Origin of the sequence: Bradyrhizobium sp. (assembly GCF_036735945.1) — a bacterium.
GTDB lineage: Bacteria > Pseudomonadota > Alphaproteobacteria > Rhizobiales > Xanthobacteraceae > Bradyrhizobium.
In genome coordinates this window covers 1-20,508 of sequence record NZ_DAINNI010000088.1, presented here as the reverse complement: position 1 = coordinate 20,508, position 20,508 = coordinate 1, and the positions used below count along the sequence as shown (strand labels likewise).

At 64.9% G+C, this 20,508-nt stretch carries 18 protein-coding genes and 1 pseudogene; 13 read left to right on the top strand and 6 right to left on the bottom strand.

Features of this window, described 5'->3' with window-relative positions; genetic code table 11:
* The 8 genes and pseudogenes from V7E26_RS22160 to nadC all read left to right on the top strand — a co-directional run.
* Positions 1-86 (top strand): annotated as a pseudogene (locus V7E26_RS22160) (enoyl-CoA hydratase); the annotation flags it as partial.
* A gap of 103 nt (positions 87-189) precedes the next feature.
* Positions 190-774, top strand: coding sequence for a CoA-binding protein (locus V7E26_RS22155; RefSeq protein ID WP_324420222.1), 585 nt, complete (start codon positions 190-192; stop codon positions 772-774).
* 150 nt (positions 775-924) lie between these two features.
* Positions 925-2,205, top strand: coding sequence for an O-acetylhomoserine aminocarboxypropyltransferase (locus V7E26_RS22150; protein WP_324420220.1), 1,281 nt, complete (start codon positions 925-927; stop codon positions 2,203-2,205).
* A gap of 228 nt (positions 2,206-2,433) precedes the next feature.
* Positions 2,434-3,015: a hypothetical protein gene (locus V7E26_RS22145; RefSeq protein ID WP_324420218.1), complete on the top strand. Its 582-nt coding sequence runs from the start codon at positions 2,434-2,436 to the stop codon at positions 3,013-3,015.
* 36 nt (positions 3,016-3,051) lie between these two features.
* Positions 3,052-4,008: an NUDIX hydrolase gene (locus V7E26_RS22140; RefSeq protein ID WP_324420216.1), complete on the top strand. Its 957-nt coding sequence runs from the start codon at positions 3,052-3,054 to the stop codon at positions 4,006-4,008.
* 54 nt (positions 4,009-4,062) lie between these two features.
* The gene (gene nadA, locus V7E26_RS22135; RefSeq protein ID WP_324420214.1) at positions 4,063-5,049 is read left to right on the top strand and encodes a quinolinate synthase NadA; all 987 of its coding nucleotides are present in this window, start codon (positions 4,063-4,065) and stop codon (positions 5,047-5,049) included.
* The gene (locus V7E26_RS22130) at positions 5,046-6,599 is read left to right on the top strand and encodes an L-aspartate oxidase (protein WP_324420212.1); all 1,554 of its coding nucleotides are present in this window, start codon (positions 5,046-5,048) and stop codon (positions 6,597-6,599) included. The genes nadA and V7E26_RS22130 overlap by 4 nt, the downstream gene beginning before the upstream one ends.
* Entirely contained in the window at positions 6,596-7,465 is an 870-nt protein-coding gene (gene nadC, locus V7E26_RS22125; RefSeq protein ID WP_324420209.1) for a carboxylating nicotinate-nucleotide diphosphorylase, read from the top strand. The genes V7E26_RS22130 and nadC overlap by 4 nt, the downstream gene beginning before the upstream one ends.
* A gap of 10 nt (positions 7,466-7,475) precedes the next feature.
* Here the strand turns inward: nadC and V7E26_RS22120 are convergent, their stop codons facing one another.
* Both V7E26_RS22120 and V7E26_RS22115 read right to left on the bottom strand, forming a co-directional pair.
* Positions 7,476-8,288 (bottom strand): FTR1 family iron permease, encoded by an 813-nt coding sequence (locus V7E26_RS22120; protein WP_324420207.1) that lies wholly within the window; start codon positions 8,286-8,288, stop codon positions 7,476-7,478.
* Between the two features lie 152 nt (positions 8,289-8,440).
* Positions 8,441-9,529: a COX15/CtaA family protein gene (locus tag V7E26_RS22115; protein ID WP_324420205.1), complete on the bottom strand. Its 1,089-nt coding sequence runs from the start codon at positions 9,527-9,529 to the stop codon at positions 8,441-8,443.
* 105 nt (positions 9,530-9,634) lie between these two features.
* On the opposite strand from V7E26_RS22115, the gene V7E26_RS22110 reads away from it, so the two are divergent.
* Positions 9,635-9,847: a DUF2842 domain-containing protein gene (locus V7E26_RS22110; RefSeq protein WP_324420203.1), complete on the top strand. Its 213-nt coding sequence runs from the start codon at positions 9,635-9,637 to the stop codon at positions 9,845-9,847.
* On the opposite strand, the gene V7E26_RS22105 is transcribed toward V7E26_RS22110, so the two are convergent.
* Positions 9,844-10,896 (bottom strand): polysaccharide deacetylase family protein, encoded by a 1,053-nt coding sequence (locus V7E26_RS22105; protein ID WP_442893455.1) that lies wholly within the window; start codon positions 10,894-10,896, stop codon positions 9,844-9,846. The two genes, V7E26_RS22110 and V7E26_RS22105, sit on opposite strands and share 4 nt — an antisense overlap.
* A 129-nt stretch (positions 10,897-11,025) precedes the next feature.
* On the opposite strand from V7E26_RS22105, the gene V7E26_RS22100 reads away from it, so the two are divergent.
* Positions 11,026-12,216 (top strand): GNAT family N-acetyltransferase, encoded by a 1,191-nt coding sequence (locus tag V7E26_RS22100; protein ID WP_324420202.1) that lies wholly within the window; start codon positions 11,026-11,028, stop codon positions 12,214-12,216.
* Positions 12,217-12,248: 32 nt separating this feature from the next.
* Here the strand turns inward: V7E26_RS22100 and V7E26_RS22095 are convergent, their stop codons facing one another.
* Positions 12,249-14,510, bottom strand: a complete 2,262-nt coding sequence (locus V7E26_RS22095) for a GumC family protein (RefSeq protein ID WP_324420199.1) — start codon at positions 14,508-14,510, stop codon at positions 12,249-12,251.
* A gap of 284 nt (positions 14,511-14,794) precedes the next feature.
* Between V7E26_RS22095 and V7E26_RS22090 the strand changes: the two genes are divergently transcribed.
* From V7E26_RS22090 to V7E26_RS22080, 3 genes are all read left to right on the top strand, one after another.
* The gene (locus V7E26_RS22090) at positions 14,795-15,928 is read left to right on the top strand and encodes a glycosyltransferase family 4 protein (protein WP_324420197.1); all 1,134 of its coding nucleotides are present in this window, start codon (positions 14,795-14,797) and stop codon (positions 15,926-15,928) included.
* Between the two features lie 113 nt (positions 15,929-16,041).
* Entirely contained in the window at positions 16,042-17,580 is a 1,539-nt protein-coding gene (locus tag V7E26_RS22085; protein ID WP_324420195.1) for an undecaprenyl-phosphate glucose phosphotransferase, read from the top strand.
* A gap of 100 nt (positions 17,581-17,680) precedes the next feature.
* Positions 17,681-18,928 (top strand): O-antigen ligase family protein, encoded by a 1,248-nt coding sequence (locus V7E26_RS22080; protein ID WP_324420193.1) that lies wholly within the window; start codon positions 17,681-17,683, stop codon positions 18,926-18,928.
* Between the two features lie 20 nt (positions 18,929-18,948).
* Here V7E26_RS22080 and V7E26_RS22075 read toward each other — a convergent pair whose 3' ends face one another.
* The gene (locus tag V7E26_RS22075) at positions 18,949-20,130 is read right to left on the bottom strand and encodes a saccharopine dehydrogenase family protein (RefSeq protein ID WP_324420191.1); all 1,182 of its coding nucleotides are present in this window, start codon (positions 20,128-20,130) and stop codon (positions 18,949-18,951) included.
* 73 nt (positions 20,131-20,203) lie between these two features.
* On the bottom strand, positions 20,204-20,508 hold a 305-nt coding region (locus V7E26_RS22070; RefSeq protein WP_324420189.1), incomplete at its 5' end, for a DUF169 domain-containing protein.

Sequence of the window (20,508 nt, the reverse complement as noted above, 5' to 3'; positions counted from 1 at the left end):
TGACCGAGAACATGATGGCGCGCGACGCCGAGGAAGGCATCGGCGCCTTCATCGAAAAGCGCGAGCCGAAATGGCAGGATAAGTAGTCGCCGTCATTGCGGGCGAAGCGAAGCAATCCATCCCACCGAGCGAAGAAAAGAATGGATTGCTTCGTCGCTTCGCTCCTCGCAACGACGTAAGAGGATCAAGATGAACCACGACAATTACGACGACAACTACATCCGCGGCATTCTCAACGCCGTGAAGTCGATCGCGATGGTCGGCGCCTCGCCGGTCAATGTGCGGCCGAGCTACTTCGCCTTCAAATATCTGGCGCAGCGCGGCTATGACATGATCCCGATCAATCCCGGCCATGTCGGCAAGAGCCTGCTCGACAAGCCGTTCGTCGCCTCGCTGTCGGAGATCGGCCGTCCCGTCGACATGATCGACATCTTCCGCAACTCCAGCCACATCATGCCCGTCATCGACGAAGCTCTGGCATTGCCGCAGCCGCCAAAGGTGATCTGGATGCAGCTCGGCGCGCGTGACGATGCGGCGGCGGCGAAAGCCGAGGCCGCCGGCATCAAGGTCGTGATGAACCGCTGCCCGAAGATCGAATACGGCCGGCTGTCGTCGGAAATTTCGTGGATGGGCGTCAATTCGCGCACGCTGAGTTCGAAGCGCGCGCCGATCCCGACGCAGGGCATGCGCCTGTCGCTGAACCGGATGAGCGTCGGCGGCGGCGCGACAGCGGCATCGGACCGCGCCGCAAAGAACAAAAACGAGCTGACCTGACGTAATGCGAAACGATTATTTCGACGACCAGCGCTAACGAAGCAGACGCGTTTTCAATCCCGCATATTTGAACGCCTCGCCTTGACGGCGGACGCGGCTGCGATAAGCATCGTCAACCCACCTCGCGTAAGCCAGAGAACAGGACCCAGAATGACCGACCGTCTCCCGGGATTTTCGACCCTTGCCGTGCATGCCGGCGCGCAGCCCGATCCCACCACCGGCGCGCGGGTGACGCCGATCTATCAAACCACGTCCTTCGTGTTCAACGACGCCGACCATGCCGCCTCGCTGTTCGGCCTGCAGGCGTTCGGCAACATCTATACCCGGATCGGCAACCCGACCACCGCCGTGCTGGAAGAGCGCGTCGCGGCGCTCGAGGGCGGCACCGCGGCGCTCGCGGTTGCCTCCGGACATGCGGCGCAGGTCGTCGTGCTGCAACAATTGCTGATGCCGGGCGATGAGTTCATCGCCGCGCGAAAACTCTACGGCGGCTCGATCAACCAGTTCACCCATGCGTTCAAGAGCTTTGGCTGGAACGTGGCCTGGGCCGATCCCGACGATATCTCAAGCTTCGAGCGCGCGGTGACGCCGCGCACCAAGGCGATCTTCATCGAATCGATCGCCAACCCCGCGGGAAGCATCACGGACATCGAGGCGATCGCGGAAGTGGCGCGCAAGGCCGGCGTACCGCTGATCGTCGACAATACGCTGGCGACGCCCTACCTGATCCGCCCGATCGACCACGGCGCCGACATCGTGGTGCATTCGCTGACCAAGTTTCTCGGCGGCCACGGCAATTCGCTCGGCGGTATCATCGTCGACGGCGGCACCTTCGACTGGTCGAAGGACAACAAATACCCGATGCTCAACGAGCCGCGTCCCGAATATCACGGCATCAAGATCCAGGAGACGTTCGGCAATTTCGCCTTCGCGATCGCCTGCCGCGTGCTCGGCCTGCGCGACCTTGGCCCAGCGCTGTCGCCGTTCAATGCCTTCATGATCCTGACCGGCATCGAGACACTGCCGCTGCGCATGCAGAAGCATTGCGAGAACGCCAAGGCGGTTGCGGAATTCCTCGCCGGCCATCCCGCCGTGGCCTCGGTGAACTATGCCGGCCTCGCCAGCGACAAGTACAATCGCCTTGCGCGCAAATACGCGCCGAAGGGCGCCGGTGCGGTCTTCACCTTCAGCCTGCGCGGTGGCTATGACGCCGGCGTCAGCCTGGTGTCGAACCTGAAACTGTTCTCGCACCTCGCCAATGTCGGCGACACCCGTTCGCTGGTGATCCACCCGGCGTCGACCACGCATAGCCAGCTCGACGATGCCGCCAAGGTGAAGTCCGGCGCCGCGCCCGACGTCGTGCGCCTGTCGATCGGCATCGAGGACAAGGAAGACCTGATCGCGGATCTGGAGCAGGCGCTGGGCGCGTAGCGGGCCGCATCAGGGAAGGCTGTCATACCCGCGAAGGCGGGTATCCAGTACGCCGCAGCCTCTCGGCCGAACCGACAGGGCTCTGGAAAACTGGATCGCCCGCCTTCGCGGGCGATGACATCCCGGCGAGCCCTTCCATCCTCCGAGGCCCGGAATCACAAGCCTCTCGTTAACGTGCATTCCGGCATAGAGTGGCGACTAGCCGCCCTCGATGATTCGGAGCCGACGATGCTGCGCTGGATGACGCCAATTCTGGTCGCGATTTTTGCGGCCGGAACTGCCATGGCCCAGAGCCCTGGAGCCGCCACCAGCACCGATGGCCCTGCCGCGACAAAACCGGCCGAGCCCCCTGCCCCCGCCAAATCGGCCGATGGCCCGGCACCGGCCAAGCCGGACGACACCCCGGCGGCAGCCAGGCCCGCCGCCAGTTCGGCTGCGGCGAAGCGCGCCGAGAAGGCCGCCGCCGGCAGGCGTGCCGCAGCCCGGGCCGCCATCCAATTGCCGCCCGGCCTGCCCCGCGCGCATTACAATTACCGCACCACGGTCGCCCCGGCGGCAACTCCCCGCTACGTGCGGCGCGGCCGCGCGCTGGTGGTGGTCGAGGAAGAGGGTCCCGGGGTGCTGTTGGCTCCGATGGCGGCCTATGCGCCGCGCCTCTTCAACTGGCCGCTGTTGCCGGGATCAGCGACCCTGCCGGGTTACTACGGGACCAGTCATTCCTACAGCTACGACGGCCCCTACTATGGCGGCCCCTATGAGCCGTATTGGGACCGCCTGCCCTACGCTTGCGGCGTGTACGGATATTGCTAAAGGCGCAGTAGCCAACAACGGAGACGGACAAGCGACGTGGCAGGGGCACCGCGGAAAGCCAGCAAGACGAACGCTGCCAATGCGATCACGGCGGATCTGGTCGCCGTCCTTGTCGCCGTCACCGATGGCGAGCCCAAGACCATGACCATCGCCAACGACGGGGCGTTGCCGAGCGGTCCGTTCGAATTCACCCACCGTTCGCTGCAGACGGGATTGCGGGCATGGGTCGAAGCGCAGACCGGCCATCCGCTCGGCTATGTCGAACAGCTCTACACCTTCGCCGATCGCGGGCGGGCCGGCGATGCCAAGTCGCCGCATTCGATCTCGATCAGCTATCTCGGGCTGACCCGCGAGGACAAGGTCGGCCAGGGTTTCGAGGCACACTGGTCCGGCTGGTACGACTACTTCCCGTGGGAGGATCAGCGCGCCGGCCTGCCCGCGGCGCTCGCGAAGACGTTATCGTCGCGGCTGCGGGCGTGGTCGAAATCCGCTGGTAGCACCAGCCTGCAGCGCGAACGCTGGCAGCGCGCAGCGATCACGTTCGGCCTCGACGATCGCGAATGGAACGAGGAACTGGTGCTGCAGCGCTATGAGCTGCTGTACGAGGCCGGCCTGATCCCGGAAGCGGTGCGTGATGGCGCAACGGCCACATCCGTCATTCCGGGAAAGCACATGACCGGCGATCACCGCCGCATTCTCGCCACCGGGATCGCGCGGCTGCGCGCCAAGATCAAATACCGGCCCGTGGTGTTCGAACTGATGCCGGCGGAATTCACCCTGCTGCAACTGCAACGCAGCGTTGAGGCGCTCGCAGGCCGGCTGGTCCACAAACAGAATTTCCGCCGCCTGATCGAGCAGCAGCAACTCGTTGAGGAAACTGGCGCAATCGCCACCGAGGCGGTCGGCCGCCCCGCCAAGCTATTTCGGTTCCGCCATGCCGTGCTGGCCGAACGGGCGGTCGCCGGAACCAAGCTTCCCCTTTCGCGTACTTGACTTCGATTATGCTCAGGATAAGTATAAGTCATCTTATGCTCACGGAGAGTATAAATGGCCGACATCAGTTCCGCCGTGCTCGCACGCACCGCCCCGCTCTACGACCGCGTCAAACGGGTGATCCCGCCGCCTGAATGGGCCGCTTACGCCGAGGATGTCGACGCCATTCTCGCGCTGAAGCGCGAACGCAATGCGGCGATCCTCGCGCACAACTACCAGACGCCGGAAATCTTTCACGGCGTTGCCGACATCGTCGGCGACAGCCTCTTGCTGGCGCGGGAAGCCACCAAGGTCGATGCCGACGTCATCGTGCTCGCCGGCGTCCACTTCATGGCCGAGACCGCCAAGCTCCTGAACCCGGAAAAGACCGTGCTGATCCCCGACCCCGGGGCCGGCTGCTCGCTCGCGGAGTCCATCACGGCTGAGGACGTGCGGCTGATGCGGCAGCGCTACCCCGGCGTGCCCGTCGTCACCTATGTCAACACCTCGGCGGCGGTGAAGGCGGAATCCGACATCTGCTGCACTTCGGGCAATGCGCTCAAGGTCGTGGAGTCGCTTGGCGCCGAGCGCGTCATCATGCTGCCGGATGAATATCTCGCGCAGAACATCGCAGCCCTTACCAAGGTGAAGATCATCGCATGGAAGGGCCATTGCGAGGTGCACGAACTGTTTACGGCTGAGGATGTCCGGCAACTGCGCGAAAACCACCCTGACGTGACCATCCTGGCGCATCCGGAATGCCCGCCTGACGTCGTCGCGGAAGCCGACTTCTCCGGCTCGACCGCGGCGATGTCCGACTTCGTCGGACAGCGGCGGCCGCCACGCGTGGTGCTGCTGACGGAATGCTCGATGAGCGACAATGTCGCGGTGCTCCATCCTGATGTCGAGTTCATCCGGCCCTGCAATCTCTGCCCGCACATGAAGCGGATCACGCTGAAGAACATCCGCGACGCGCTGGAGACCGGCCGGCACGAAGTGACGATCGATCCCGCTGTTGCGGCGCCTGCGCGGCGCGCGGTCGAAAGGATGCTGGCGATATGAGCAAGGATATTTCAGAACTGGCCAATCACGCCGTCATCATCGGCGGCGGCGCGGCCGGATTGATGACCGCGCTTCAGATGGCGCCCGAGCCGGTCGTGCTGCTGTCGAAGGCGCCGCTCGGCGCGGAAGCCTCCAGCCTGTGGGCGCAGGGCGGACTGGCGGCTGCGATGGGCGACGATGACGCCCCTGCCCTGCACCTGGCCGACACGCTTTCCGCCGGCGCAGGCCTCTGCGACGAAACGGTCGCTCGCCGGATTGTTGATGCCGCGCCCGCGGCCGTCGAGCATCTGGCAAGGCTCGGCGTCGCGTTCGACCGTCGGCCCGACGGCGGCTGGCGGCTTGGCCTTGAAGCCGCACACGGCCGCAAGCGAATCGTGCACGCGACCGGCGACGGCACCGGGCGCGAGATCATGCGCGCGCTGATCGCAGCCGTGCGCCGCTGCCCGTCGATCACCCTGCTTGAAGGGGTCGAGGCACTTCGCCTGATCGTCGAAGACAATTCGATTCATGGCGTGCTCGCGGCGAACGCGCAGGGTCAGTTTGTGATCGAAACGGCGCGTGTCGTGCTCGCGACCGGCGGCATCGGCGGCCTGTTCCTCGAGAGCACCAATCCCGCCGGCTGCTACGGCCAGGGGCTGGCGCTCGCCGCCCGTGCGGGCGCAAAGCTCTCCGATCTCGAATTCGTGCAGTTTCACCCGACCGCCTTCGACGGCCCGTCGCGCCCGATGCCGTTGGTGACGGAAGCCGTACGCGGCGACGGTGCGATCCTGATCGACGACACCGGCGAGCGCTTCATGGCGGACCAGCCGGGCGCGGAACTGGCGCCCCGCGATGTCGTCGCCCGCGCGGTCTGGCGCCGCCGTGCCGAGGGACGTCGCACCTTCCTCGACGCGCGGAAACATCCGGGAGCGGAATTCGCAAAGCGCTATCCGGTCATCTCCGCCTTCTGCAGGATGGCAGGGATCGATCCCGCTGTAGATCCGATTCCGGTGCGGCCGGCCGTGCACTACCACATGGGCGGCATCGCCGTTGATATCGATGGCCGCAGCAGCGTCGATGGCCTGTGGGCATGCGGCGAAGTCAGCCGCACCGGGCTGCACGGCGCCAATCGTCTCGCCAGCAATTCACTGATGGAAGCCATCGTCTGCGCGCAGTGGGTGGCGGAGAGCGTTAGAAACAAGAATCATCGTCACGTGAAAGCGCGCGCCGCGGATGTGCCGCTGCCGGTATCGGATCCTTCGGCCGTGCGGCCGATCCTGTCGCTGGGCCTTGGCGTGCTGCGCGAGCGGCACGGCATCGAACGAGCTATCCGCGCGCTGTACCCGCTCGCAACCGGCCGGAGCGCGGCATCCGATCCAGCGCTGGTGGGGCTGATGATCGCCCTCTCCGCCTGGCGGCGCGAGGAAAGCCGTGGCGGGCACTATCGCAGCGACTTCCCGGACGCACTGCCATCGGCCGAGCCGTCGTCGATCTCGCTGGCGGAAACGCTCGATGCCGCCTGCGAAATTCTTGAAACCGAATCCCAGTCTGTCGGGAGCGCCCAGCCATGACACTGACCCCGCTTCTCCCCCTGATGTACGAACCCCTGGTACGAACCGCCCTGCTCGAGGATCTGGGGCGCGCCGGCGACATTACGGCGGATGCGATCGTTCCGGCCGATCAATACGCCTCGCTGGTGCTGCGCGCGCGCCAGCCGGGCGTGGTGGCCGGGCTCGACATCGCACGCACTGCGTTTCAGCTCGTGAACCCGGCGATCCGGCTCGACGCCGAACGTCCCGACGGCAGCGTGGTGGCGCCCGGAGACGTGATCGCTGCCATCGAGGCACCGGCGCGCGGCCTGTTGACCGGCGAACGCACGGCGCTCAACTTCCTCTGCCGCTTGAGCGGCGTCGCCACCGCAACGGCCTCGCTGGTCTCCGCCGCGCAAGGCACCAGGGCGAAAATCGTCTGCACCCGCAAGACCACGCCCGGGCTGCGCACGCTGGAAAAATACGCCGTCCGCGCCGGTGGCGGCAGCAATCACCGCTTCGGCCTCGACGACGCCATGCTGATCAAGGACAACCACATCGCGCTGGCCGGCGGCGTCAAGGCGGCGATCGAGCGCGCAAAGGCCCATGCCGGCCACCTCGTCAAGATCGAGGTCGAGGTCGATACGCTGTCACAGCTCGAACAGGTTCTTGCGATCGGCGTCGACGCCGTCCTGCTCGACAACATGACGGTCGAGCAACTGCGCCAGGCCGTCGCGATCACCGATGGACGGGCGATCACGGAAGCTTCGGGCCGGATCACGGCCGAGACCGCCAGGGCGATCGCCGCGACCGGGGTCGACCTGATTTCGGCAGGCTGGCTGACGCATAGCTCGGCCGCGCTCGATATCGGGCTCGACTATCTCGACCTCAACCGTCAGGCGGCGTAGCTGCGGGCGGCTATTCGGCCGCTCGCATCGAGCCCCGGTCCTCGCGCATCAGGCGGTTGTTGCGCTGGACCACCGAATAGCCCGCGAAGACGAACAGGATCACCAGTCCCTGGATCGAGAGCGCTTCCATGGACGGGTTGAGGCCGATCGCACCAAGGAACGCCGAGCCCTTGACCTCGGTGACCGTGATGATCGCCTGCTCCTGGAATTCCTGAACGGCCTCGCCGATGAACTTGATCGCCATGATGAACAGGAAGGCCGAGGTGATGATGAACAGCGGCCGCAGCGGCAGCTTCCGCGCGATCAGGTTGATGAAGTAGAAGAGAACGGCAAGGCCCGCCGTCGCGGCGGCAAGGCCGGCGAACAGCCCGGCGCTCCAGCCGCCTTCGGCCGTCGCCAGCGCGTTGATGAACAGCACGGTTTCAGCACCCTCGCGAAATACCGCGAGGAAGGCCAGCGCGCCGACCGCCCACACGGTGTCCCGCGACAGCGCATGATCCGCCTTTTGCGAAAGATATTCCTGCCAGCCGCGCGGATCCTGCTTCACCATCAGCCAGCCGCTGACATAGAGCATCAGCGCGGCGGCAATGAGAATGATGACGCCCTCGAGAATGTCGCTGTGCTCGCCCGAGTTCAGCACCGCGAACAGCCAGGCCGCGACGATGCTGGCGCCGACGGCTGCGAGCGCGCCGCCATAGAGCGCCTGAACGCGATGGGCTGCACCGGCCCTGGTCAGGTAGCCCGCCAATGCCGCGATCACGAGCATGGCTTCCAGCCCCTCGCGGAGCAGGATGACGGCGGCCTGGACGAATGCTGAAGACATGGGACGGACCTTGTTCTGGCCCGTTGTATCCGCCGAGCGATGCAAGTAAAGCGGTCGCGCGCCACACAAATCCGTCAACGCGAATGAGCCGTCGGAAAAGCCCTGCAAAGCAGGGCTTTTCGCCAATCGCGCCAGATTAGAATTGCTCAATTTCAGCCGGGTTGCCCGAGCGGCTCGACCAGCTTCTGCGGGTCGTGCTGCGTACGCCGAGCAACCAGCCGTTCCGTCTGCAGGACGGCGAGCGTCAGGACAATGATCGCGACGGCCTGATGCGCCAGCGCGAGGTCGATCGGTACCTGGTGCAGCAGCGTGAGGATGCCGAGCACGGCCTGCAGGATGATCGCCGCCACCAGCCACCATGCGCCCGTTGCCACCGCGCCGGCGCGCGATCGCACCGCGTCAACCGCGTGCAGCACCGCCAGCGCCAGCAGCGCATAGGCTGTCATGCGGTGCTCGAACTGCACGGTCAGCGTATTGTCGAACAGGTTGCGCCACCATGGCTCCTCGAACCACAGCCGCGCCGCCGACGGGATCAAGGCGCCGTCGATTTCGGGCCAGGTGTTGTACACCCTGCCCGCCCGCAGGCCCGCGACCAGCGCGCCGAAATAGATCTGCACGAACGTCAGCACGAGCAGAGCCGCTCCCGAGATCTTCAGCCTCAGCGGAACGACCGGCTGCGCACGCGCGCTCATCCGTCGCAGCGTCCAGACGATCGCGGCAAAGATGATCAGCGCCAGCACCAGATGCGCCGCCAGCCGATACTGCGACACCTCGGTCCGCTGGGTCAGTCCCGAGGCGACCATCCACCAGCCGACCGCGCCCTGCAGCGCGCCGAGGCCGAAGATCAGCCACAGCCGCTTCTTCAACTCGGCACTGAACGCGCCGCGCCACAGGAAATACAGGAACGGCAGCAGATAGACCGCGCCGATCGCGCGTCCGAGCAGGCGGTGGCTCCATTCCCACCAGAAGATGGTCTTGAATTCGGAAAGGCTCATGCCGGCGTTGAGTTCGCGGTATTGCGGGATCGCCTTGTAGCCCTCGAACGCCTGCACCCATTGCGCTTCGCTGAGCGGCGGCAGCGTGCCGGTGACCGGCTTCCACTCCACGATCGACAGTCCGGACTCGGTCAATCGCGTGGCGCCGCCGACCAGCACCATGACCGCGATCAGCACGGCGACGGTGATCAGCCACCATCTGACGGCGGCTGCGTGCGGGGCATCCTGTGCGGAACTGGCGGTCATGAAGCCCATTTTATCACGCCCGAGGGCGCGCTTGATTGAATTGCCGCGCCCCTTATAGTCGGGCCCTTCCCGCGCGCAACCCGCCCTGAGCCTGACATATCCGCCATGACGATCCGTACCCGCAAATTCTTCGGAACCCTCGCCTTGCTGGTGCTGGTCGTGGTGTGGTCGCTGCTCGGAATGACCATCGCCCAGACGCCATGGCTGGCCAATTCGGGCCTCCTGCAGGCGATCTTCTACGTGGTGGCGGGGCTTGGATGGGTGCTGCCGGCCATGCCGATCGTGAGCTGGATGTCGCGGCCCGACCGCGCCGCCTAGACCCAGTTATCCCGGGTCGGTCTGACGGCTGGAAACATAATTCCTGACAGCATCACCCGCATCATGCGCAGCGAGCGCTGCCGTCCGTCCCAGGCGATCCGCGGCAGCGCGTGCAGGTTGGTAAAGCCCTTCGGCTGGACGACGCCCGGGATGGTCGACACCGCGCTGGCGAAGCCGGCCTCCTGCCCCATCACGACATGCTCGCGGCGCCAGGATTGCCGGTCGCCGAACGGATAGGCGAAGTGCGTCACTGCGCGGCGCAACGCGGTCTCGGCGACCGCCTTGCCCATCGTCATTTCGCGCTGCGCATCTGCCGCCTTCAGGTTGGACAATGCGGCATAGTTCACCGTCGCGCTGCCGATCGTGACCAGCGGATCGGCGGCGAGCCTGGCGAGATCGTCCCAATTCATCGAATCCTCGCGCGACAGCGCCGCCATATCAACCGAATAGCGCGTGCAGAGGTCGTGGATTGCGAACGAAAGATCCTGCGGCGGCAACGTCCGCAACCAGTTCGCCAGGAATTCGAAGGTGGCGTGCTTGTCTTGCGCGCTGCCGGTCGCGAAACGCCGCTCCTTGCGGTCGATCACCAGGACGATGCGCTCCTCGCGCGCGATCATCGCCTCCAGCGCCAGCCACCAGGCTTCGCCGATCCCGTCCGGAAACGCCGTCGGCAGATAGACGATGAAGGGGACGCGGTGCTTCGACAGCACCGGATAGGCATCGGTTACGACATCCTTGCAGCCGCCGTCGAAGGTCAGGCTGGCAAAGCGGTTGGCCTTTGGCAGCGTAACCGCCCGCCGGCACGCTTCGTCCATCGTGACCAGATCGAAGTTCCAGCGCTTCAGCGCGTGAATGGCGCGGTCGAGAAATTGCGGCGTGACCTCGCGCCACTGGTTGGGCTGAAAGGGGCGGGAATCGCGTGGACGCACGCGTTCGAACCGCAAGATAACGCCGGCGCCGCCGGTCTCATGCTGTTTGAGCCTGAAGTAGCCGCTGAAATAGGCGAGCTCCATCCGGAGGCGCCGCAAGATCCCGATATCCGACGTCAACGTCCCGCCCTCACCATGCGGTCGCGCCGCCCCGTCGCAGCCGCATCGTATTACCCTTTGTTGACATTTCCCTGCGAAGGTCGGCCAACGCCAAAATTGTAAACAATTTCATACAGCACGGGCTTTGCGATGACCATGGCTGCCGCGATTGAAGACCGCCCGGCGGATCGAGATGCGTGGTCGAAGGCGGGCCGCATCGCCGGAATCGACATCATTCGCGACCTCGCCGCGGCAGAGGGCATCTGGCGCAACCTCGAAGCGGCGCAAACCTCCTTCACGCCGTATCAGCGCTTCGACTTCCTCAGCGCCTGGCAGCGGCAGGTCGGCGAGCGCGAAGGGCTCACGCCCTTCATCGTGATCGGCTACGACGCCGAGCGCCGTCCGCTGTTGCTGCTGCCGCTCACGCTGAGGCACGCCTACAGCGCACGTTGCGCCAGCTTCATGGGCGGCAAGCACTCCACCTTCAACATGGCGCTGTTCGACCGCGATTTCGCCGCAAGTGCCACGCAAGCCGATCTCGAAGGCCTGATCTCGGCAATATCGCAGCGCGCGGAAGCCGACGTCCTTGCGCTGCATCAGCAGCCGCTTCGCTGGCGTGATCTGCCCAATCCGCTCGCGCTATTGCCGCATCAGCCATCCGCCAATAATTGCCCGCTATTGAGGATCGAGCCCGGCGCCGCGCCGACGGCACTGGTCAGCAACTCGTTCCGCCGCCGCCTCAAGGGCAAGGAACGCAAGCTGCAATCCCTGCCCGGCTATCGCAGCACCATCGCGACCTCGGAAGCGGAGATCACGCGGCTGCTCGACTGGTTCTTCCGCGTCAAGCCGTTGCGGATGGCCGAACAGAAACTGCCCAATGTCTTTGCCGATCCCGGCATCGAGCAGTTTGTCCGAAGCGCCTGCACGGCGCAGCTCGCAGACGGCAGGCATGCCATCGATATCCACGCGCTGGCATGCGACGAAGAAGTGATCGCGATCTTCGCGGGCGTCGCCGACGGCCATCGGTTCTCGATGATGTTCAATACCTACACGATGTCGGCGAATTCGAAGTACAGTCCCGGCCTGATCCTGATGCGTGACATCATCGATCACTACGCCGGCCAGGGCTATCGTGCCCTTGATCTCGGAATCGGATCCGACGACTACAAGCGGCTGTTCTGCAAGGATGACGAACCGATCTTCGACAGTTTCATCCCGCTCAGCGCGCGCGGCAGCTTCGCTTCAAGCGTGATGTCCGGCCTCAACCGCACCAAGCGTCTGGTGAAGCACAATCCGGCGCTGCTTGAGATGGCGCAACGGCTGCGGAATGCGTTCGGCTAGCTGACCCGGCTTTGCCCACCCTTGTAAATCTTCTACGCCGCCACGAAGTGCGGGCCGGGTTCGACCGCGTGCTCCGCCCCGCAGGGCTTGCTCAGCGTCGTCACCTCGGAGAAGCCGACCGCCTTGAGTTGATCGGACATCTCGTTACGCGCATCCGCCGACATCGACGTATCGGGGACGACGATCGCCCGCGCCTCCGAGGTGAGCAGTTCGGCCGGCAGGTCCGACGCCGTCCCGGCATTCAGCACCACGAGATCATAGACCCGCAGCAGCGCATCGATTGCCAGCGTCAGGCGCGGCGACTGAAGTTGCGCGCGGTCGCAGCCCGGGCGTCCGGCGCTGACGAGGTGGACTCGCGACAGCCGATCCCTGGTGATGATTTGCGCGAACGACGCCTCTCCCTGCATCAGTTCGGCGAGCCCTGGCGCAACCGGATCGGCGGAGGCCGCCGCGACAAGCACGGGAGACGACGCCGCGAGATCGACGACGACCACCTTCGCCTGCCGCGCCATCAGCCGCGCCAGCGTCAGCGCGGTCAGCGTGATGCCGTCGCCCGAAGCGGTGCCGAGCACAGTCACCTTCCGCGCCGAGGCGTCAGCATCGAGCAGCGCGTCGGCCAATTGTTCGATTTCGTCGGCCTCCGCCATGCCGTCCATGCGCGGGGCATCCGCAGGCGGCTCGCGCAACATTGGTTCCGGCGCGATATCCGCAACGGGAAGCTCAGGCGCGATGGCCGGCGCACGCACCCGTTCCGGCAGCGGAGCCGTGACGATCTCGGGCTCGACAGCGCGCATGACTTCCGGCGATACGGCAGCGCCGGCGCGCGGCGACGTCATCCGCAGGAGTTCACCGGTCACGATCGCGCCCGAGGTGAGCAGCAGCGTCGCCAGCGTCGCGATCAAGACGATCGGCAGCTTCTTCGGATAGGCCGGCGTATTGGAAACGGTGGCGCGCGATATGATGCGGCCGTCAGTCGGCGTCGCCTCGAGGTTTTCGCGCGCGCTCGCGTCACGATATTTGGCGAGAAAGGATTCGAGCTGATCGCGCTTCGACTTGGCATCGCGCTCAAGCGCGCGCAACTGCACGTCCTGACCATTGGTCGACGAGGCCTGTTTCTTCGACTGCTCGAGGCCCGCCGTCATCTGGTCGACCCGGCGGCCCGCCAAGCGCGCGTTGCTTTCCAGCGAGCGCGCAATCTTCTCGGCTTCGTCGCGGATCTGATTGTCGATGTCGGCAAGCTGCGCCTTCAATTCCTTGATGCGCGGATGGTTGCCAAGCAACGTCGAAGACTGCTCGGCAAGCTGCGCCCGCAAAGTCATCCGCTGCTCGGACGGCCTGCGCATCGATTCGGAATTGAGTACTTCAGAAGACTCGATCGGCTTTCCGCTCTTCAACAACTCGCGGATCAGTTGCGCTTTGGCTTCCGCATCCGCTTTCAGCCCCCGGGCGTTAATGAGCTGCGTGTTCAACTCACCCATCTGCTGGTTGGACAGCGTGGTGTTGTTGGTGCCGACGAACAGACTCGACTTGGACCTGAATTCCTCGACACGCGATTCAGCATCCGCAACTTCCTTGCGCAGCTCGTCGATTCGGCCGGAAAGCCATTGGCCCGCGGCCTTCGCCTGGTCCTGTCGCGCGTCCTGCTGCAGCACCAGATAGCCTTCGGCGATCGAGTTGGCGACGCGCGCGGCGAGTTCCGGATCGCGCGACTGGAATTCGACGACGATGACGCGGGATTTGTCGACCGCAAAGGCCGTGAAGCGCTCGTAATAGGCTTCCAGCACGCGCTCTTCCGGCGTCTGGGAAAATGGGTCGCGCGCGATGCCGATCAATGTCAGCACCGACTTCAGCGGCGAAAAGCCGCGCAGCACCGGATCGAATTCCGGGAGTTCGGCAAGCTTGTTCTTCCTGATGATCTCGCGGGCGAGATCGCGCGACTGCACCAGTTGCACCTGGCTGGTGACCGCCTCGGGGTCGAGCGCGCCGCGCTCCTCACTGCGCTCGCCGCTCGGCCGCAGGAACACGTTCTCGCGCCCGTCGATCAGGATGCGCGCCTCCGACTTGTAGCGCGGCGTCACCATGTTGACCGCGGTGAGCGAGACGGCCAGCGCCAGCACCGTCGGAACGATGATCCAGCTCCGCCTGCGCATCAGCGCATCACCGAGCACGCGCAAATCGAGATCGCCGGACAGAGGCGGCGGCGCAACGGACGGCCTGGCCGGAGGCGCGGGCCTTGCCTTTGCCCGTTGCACCACCGGCCGGTCCTTGTCTGCACGCCAGAACGCCAAACGCATCGCATACTCCCGTGGGCACAACTACTGGCCCACCCGACCTGGCCGATTACACTTCATTATGGTTGCTGCGGGGTTAATCCGCCTTGTCGCGCTGCCCAGCCCACTGCCCCGTGGACATCAGGTCATTTTTTGTTAACCATGACAGCCCCTAATCGCGGCATAGTTTTCCAGGACTCCCATGCGCGGCGTTTTTCCTTCAACTTCATGTCAGCTTGCCGCGCCGATGCTTGCGGGCGGCACGGATCGGATCACGCCGGTCGCGCGCGTATCCCAAGGCGGTCTCGATGCCGCTCGTTGAAGGTCAGCCGCTGCGGATCCTGCACGCGACGCGCGCACCGGTCGGCGGCATCTTTCGCCACATCCTCGACCTCGCCAACGGCCAGGCCGACCGCGGCCATCACGTCGGCATCATCGCCGACAGCCTGACCGGCGGCGAGCGCGCCGAGCAGGCGCTGGCGGAGATCGCGCCAAGGCTCAAGCTCGGCGTTCACCGCACCGCGATTCGCCGCGAGCCGTTGCCAGGCGATGTCCTGGTGTGGGCGCGATTCCAGCGCATGATCCGCGCATTGAAGCCGGATGTGCTGCATGGCCACGGCGCCAAGGCCGGCACCTTCATGCGCCTGGGGACCGCCAGACGCGACCGTATCAGGGTCTACACCCCGCACGGCGGATCGCTGCACTTTCCGCTCTCGACGCTGAAAGGCGACATCTATGCCCGCGTCGAACGCGCGCTGATGAACAACACCGATCTGTTCCTGTTCGAAAGCGCCTTCGCCCGCGACACCTATCAGCGCACCATCGGCACGCCGAAGGGTCTGGTGCGCTGCGTGTTCAACGGCGTCACCGCCAGCGAATTCGATCCCGTCATCAAGGCCGAGGACGCCACCGACCTGATCTATGTCGGCGAATTCCGCCACATCAAGGGCGCCGACCTCCTGATCGAGGCGGTGGCGCGGCTGCGCGCCGATGGCCGTCCCGTGACGCTCACGCTCGCCGGCGACGGCGAGGAAAGCGCAAGCATCAAGGCGCAGGTTGAGCGGCTGCGCCTCGGCGCAGCCATACGGTTCATCGGCCACGTCAAGGCACGCTTCGGCTTCTCCAAGGGCTCGCTGCTGGTGGTGCCCTCGCGCGGCGACTCCATGCCCTATGTCGTGATCGAGGCGGCGGCGGCCGGCATTCCGATGATTGCCGCCAATGTCGGCGGCATCCCCGAGATTTTCGGCCCGCATGGCGATGCCCTGTTCGCGCCGGGCAATGCCGACGCCATGGCCGACGCCATCAAGGCCGCGCTCGAGAATCCGGCCGCGGCGAATGACCGCGCCAAGCTGCTGCGCGAACGCATCTTCATGCATTTTTCACAGCAGGCGATGGTCGAGGGCGTATTCGCCGGCTATCGCGAGGCGTTTGCCGATCGTTAACCGTTCTTTAGCAACGTAACTGTTTCTTCCGATTTGTCCCTTAAGCCCGAGGTGTGGGGAATTCCGCACCGGCAGGCACGTTTCTATGTCCTGCTCCAGAACGGACGTGGACAGTGGAACCGATCAACGCACACTCGATGCTCGACGCAGCAGCGACCGTGACTATCGACCGCAGGCCGGTCGAGCGGCGGCGCCGGCTGACGCCGGCCGCGCTTGCCGTCAGCAATGAGAAGGTCGGCCGCGCCTATTCGCCGATCGTGATCGCGGGCGCGGTTCGCCTGATCGATTTCGCGATGCTGAGCGCAATCGGCGTCGCGCTCTATTTCGCCTTAGTCGTTCCGCAGAAGGATTTCCACTGGGAGTTTCTCGCCGCGATCTTCGGCGTCGCCGTCACGACGGTGATCTGCTTCCAGGCCGCCGACATCTACCAGGTGCAGCTTTTCCGCGGCCAGCTCCGCCAGATGACGCGGATGATTTCATCCTGGGCGTTCGTGTTCCTGCTGTTCATCGGCGTATCCTTCATCGTCAAGCTCGGCAGCGAGATTTCGCGGCTCTGGCTCACGGCGTTCTTCGCGGGCGGCCTTGCGGCGCTGGTGGCCGGGCGCCTGTTCCTGCGCTCGCTGGTGCGCGGCTGGGCCCGTCAAGGCCGGCTCGATCGCCGCACCATCATCGTCGGCGCCGACCAGAGTGGCGAGCAACTCGTCGAGGCGCTCGAGGCCGAGGACGATTCCGACATCAAGGTGCTTGGCGTGTTCGACGACCGCAACGACGACCGCGCGATGGATACCTGCGCGGGCAGCCCCAAGCTCGGCAAGGTCGACGACATCGTCGAATTCGCCCGCCGCACCCGCATCGACCTCGTGCTGTTCGCGCTGCCGATCTCGGCCGAGACGCGCATCCTGGAGATGCTGAAGAAGCTCTGGGTGCTGCCGGTGGACATCCGCCTGTCCGCGCATACCAACAAGCTGCGCTTCCGGCCCCGCTCCTATTCCTACGTCGGCGAGGTGCCGACCCTCGACGTGTTCGAGGCGCCGATCACCGACTGGGACCTGGTGATGAAATGGCTGTTCGACCACGTCGTCGGCTTCCTGATCCTGCTGCCGGCCTTGCCGGTGATGGGTCTGGTCGCGCTCGCGGTCAAGCTCGACAGCCCGGGGCCGGTGCTGTTCCGCCAGAAGCGGTTCGGCTTCAACAATGAGCGCATCGACGTGTTCAAGTTTCGCTCGATGTACCACCACCAGGCCGATCCGACCGCCTCCAAGGTAGTCACCAGGAACGATCCCCGCGTCACCCGCGTCGGGCGCTTCATCCGCAAGACCAGCCTCGACGAGCTGCCGCAGCTCTTCAACGTCGTGTTCAAGAGCAACCTTTCGCTGGTCGGCCCGCGTCCGCATGCGGTGCAGGGCAAGCTGCAGAGCCGCCTGTTCGACGAGGCCGTCGACGGCTATTTCGCGCGCCACCGCGTCAAGCCGGGAATCACCGGCTGGGCCCAGATCAACGGCTGGCGCGGCGAGGTCGACACCGACGAGAAGATCCAGAAGCGCGTCGAGTTCGACCTCTATTACATCGAGAACTGGTCCGTGCTGTTCGACCTCTACATTCTCCTGAAGACGCCGGTCGCGCTGATGACCAAGAGCGAGAACGCGTATTGAGTTGTTGAAGGACTAGCCACCGTCATTGCGAGCGCAGCGAAGCAATGACGGGGAGTTGATGTCGTAGTTCCGTAGCGTTGCGTGAGTTGCGTGGGTTTCGATGAGTTATGCGGCGACATCAGTCGTTTCAGCTGCGCCGACAACGGCCGGACCCGGCGTGCTGGCCTTGCAGCGCGCACTGGTGTGGCTGGTCGGTGCATCCGTTGCCATCGTCTTCATCGAACCCTCGCCCTATGAGCTGGCCACGCTGGCGGCGACCGTGGTGTTTTTCGCCACCGGCCTGCGGATGCGGCTGGTGTTCATGCCGCTGCTGCTGCTCCTGTTCCTGATCAATGTCGGCTATACCATCAGTTCGGTCGCGGTATTCGACCGGCCCAACGTGCCGAACTGGATCGCGACCTCCTGGTACATGGCTGTCACCGTCGTGCTGTTCGCGATGGTGATATCGGAGGATACTAGCGCCCGGCTCGACATGCTCCGGCGCGGCCTCATCGTCGGCGCGGTGATCGCGTCACTGGCGGGGATCGCCGGCTATTTCAACCTCGTTCCCGGCGGGCGCGACCTGCTGACGCTGTATGACCGCGCCCGCGGCACCTTCAAGGACCCGAACGTGCTCGGCGCGTTCCTGATCATGCCGGCGCTGTTCGCGCTGCAAAGCGCCGTCTCCGACAAATTCGGCAAGGCGCTGCGCAACGCCGTCGCCTTCGGCGTCATATCGCTGGCCATCCTGCTGTCGTTCTCGCGCGCCGCGTGGGGACAACTGATCGCCACGGCCGGATTCATGCTTGTGATGATGGTACTGACCAGCCGCTCGCAGGCGCAGCGCTCGCGCATCGTCGTGATAACGTTTGTCGCCGTCGTCATCGCAGCCGCGCTGGTTGCGGTGCTGCTGTCGCTCGATTCAGTCGCGGACTTGTTCAAACAGCGCGCCAGCTTCGACCAGAGTTACGACACCGGTCGCTTCGGGCGCTTCGGCCGGCATGTTCTCGGCGCCGAAATGGCGCTCGGATTGCCATTCGGCATCGGACCCCTGCAGTTCCACCGCTTCTTTCCGGAAGACACTCATAATTCGTACCTGAACGCCTTCATGTCGGGCGGCTGGCTTTCCGGCGTCTGCTATCCGGCGCTGGTCTTCGTCACGGTATGGACCGGCTTTCGCTATGCCTTCGTCCGCGTGCCCTGGCAGCCGGCCTATCTCGCGATCTTCGCGGCCTTCCTCGGCACCGTCGGCGAGAGTTTCATCATCGACACCGACCACTGGCGGCATTTCTGGCTGATGCTGGGCGTGATGTGGGGCATGTTCGTCGCCGCCGAGCGCTGGAAGACGGATGTCGCTCCGCGTCCATAAAGCGACGAACCAGAACGGCGCTACTTCTCGACTGTGAACGTCAGCCCCGCATTGTCGACGAGGCGCTTGATCAGCTTGTGCTGCATCGCCGCGCCCGGCGTCCAGAAGCCGGCCGGCACATCGGGCGTATCGCGCAACAGGCAGATCGCGCATTCCGAAATCATCTTCGAGGTCGAGCCATAGCCGGGATCGCGATCACCCTTGACCACGGCGCGTGCCTGCTTTCCGTCTGCCGCAATCGCAACGAACAGCAGGTCATAAAGGCCATTCTCGCGCTCCTCCTTCGACGGCCCCTCGCCCGGCTTCGGCCCGCCGGAATTCATCTTCTCGGCAGTGTTGGCGGTGGCGATCCGCTTGGCGAGGGCTTCGCCTTTCTCGCCCGGCCCCGTCAGCATCATCTCGTCGTAGATAAAATCCTTGCCGTAGGGAAAGCCCAGAAGAAAATTGGAGCGATGGACGTTACGGGTATTGATGTTTGCCATCACGAACGGCGCAGTCCAGGAATCGAGTTCCTGATCGAACACTGGCCGGTTACCGGGCGGCTGCTTTGGCCCTTCAAAACCCGGCGTCAACGCGAAGGGATTCCGCAACAACGCAACGAGGCTGGGGTCGTTCGCAGCCGCAGAGAACAATGCTCTCATGCTGGCAGCGGTGCCGCCGGAAAACGTGCCGCGCATTTCACGGACTCGCCCCTTGACGCGGTTGGCTGGTGCGCCGAACAGCTTTTTGGCTTCCTCCTGCGCACAGAACACACCGAGTTCGAACGGAAGTGAATCGTACCCGCAGGAAAACACGATCCTTGCACCGGTCGACTTGGCGGTGGTTTCGTGAGCGTCAATCATCCGGCGCATCCAGATCGGCTCGCCGCACAGATCGAAATAATCCGTGCCCGATGCGACACAAGCCGAAAGCAGCTCAGAGCCATAAAGAAGGTAAGGACCGACGGTCGAGATGACAGACTTGGTCTGTTCAACCATCGCCTTCAGCGACGCCACATCACTTGAATCGGCCACGATCAGGGGCGTATCCGCCGGCGCGCCGATTGCGTCGCGGACCGAAGCCAGCTTGTCCTTGCTGCGGCCGGCCATCGCCCATTTCAGGCTCGCGTCGTCCTTGTAGCGCTCGGCGAGATATTCGGCGACGAGCTGGCCGGTAAAGCCGGTGGCGCCGTAGACGACGATGTCGAATTTCGACGAAGACATACTCCAGATCCCTCTAGCCCTTCTCGCCTTTGCGAGGGGCTCGCAATGACGGTTTCCGCCCGTTTTCGCAAGCCTATTTCTTCGCGTAGGACACTCCCATCCCGGCGCGAACGTCGGCCTGGATGCCATAGGGCGCGATCGGATAGCGCAGGCCGTTCTTGGCGAGCTGCTTCATGCCGACGATGGCCTTGGCGAGATGCTCCGGCTTCAGCGCCATCAGCATCTCCTCGTCGGGCACGCCGCCATAGCGCCGTTCGGCGAAGCACGGCAGCGAGAGCGACGGTTCGCCGGTCTTCAGCGCCCGGCCCCACGAATCCGCGCACGCGGTCTCGCCGACCACGCCCCATTCGAACTTCTTGTAGCCGGTATATTGCAGGC

Bases quoted from the DNA above. Each gene is read 5' to 3' on its own strand.
- V7E26_RS22155 (WP_324420222.1), top strand. From the start codon at position 190: ATGAACCACGACAATTACGACGACAACTACATCCGCGGCATTCTCAAC.
- V7E26_RS22150 (WP_324420220.1), top strand. From the start codon at position 925: ATGACCGACCGTCTCCCGGGATTTTCGACCCTTGCCGTGCATGCCGGC.
- V7E26_RS22145 (WP_324420218.1), top strand. From the start codon at position 2,434: ATGCTGCGCTGGATGACGCCAATTCTGGTCGCGATTTTTGCGGCCGGA.
- nadA (WP_324420214.1), top strand. From the start codon at position 4,063: ATGGCCGACATCAGTTCCGCCGTGCTCGCACGCACCGCCCCGCTCTAC.
- V7E26_RS22130 (WP_324420212.1), top strand. From the start codon at position 5,046: ATGAGCAAGGATATTTCAGAACTGGCCAATCACGCCGTCATCATCGGC.
- nadC (WP_324420209.1), top strand. From the start codon at position 6,596: ATGACACTGACCCCGCTTCTCCCCCTGATGTACGAACCCCTGGTACGA.
- V7E26_RS22120 (WP_324420207.1), bottom strand. From the start codon at position 8,288: ATGTCTTCAGCATTCGTCCAGGCCGCCGTCATCCTGCTCCGCGAGGGG.
- V7E26_RS22115 (WP_324420205.1), bottom strand. From the start codon at position 9,529: ATGACCGCCAGTTCCGCACAGGATGCCCCGCACGCAGCCGCCGTCAGA.
- V7E26_RS22110 (WP_324420203.1), top strand. From the start codon at position 9,635: ATGACGATCCGTACCCGCAAATTCTTCGGAACCCTCGCCTTGCTGGTG.
- V7E26_RS22100 (WP_324420202.1), top strand. From the start codon at position 11,026: ATGACCATGGCTGCCGCGATTGAAGACCGCCCGGCGGATCGAGATGCG.
- V7E26_RS22095 (WP_324420199.1), bottom strand. From the start codon at position 14,510: ATGCGTTTGGCGTTCTGGCGTGCAGACAAGGACCGGCCGGTGGTGCAA.
- V7E26_RS22090 (WP_324420197.1), top strand. From the start codon at position 14,795: ATGCCGCTCGTTGAAGGTCAGCCGCTGCGGATCCTGCACGCGACGCGC.
- V7E26_RS22080 (WP_324420193.1), top strand. From the start codon at position 17,681: ATGAGTTATGCGGCGACATCAGTCGTTTCAGCTGCGCCGACAACGGCC.
- V7E26_RS22075 (WP_324420191.1), bottom strand. From the start codon at position 20,130: ATGTCTTCGTCGAAATTCGACATCGTCGTCTACGGCGCCACCGGCTTT.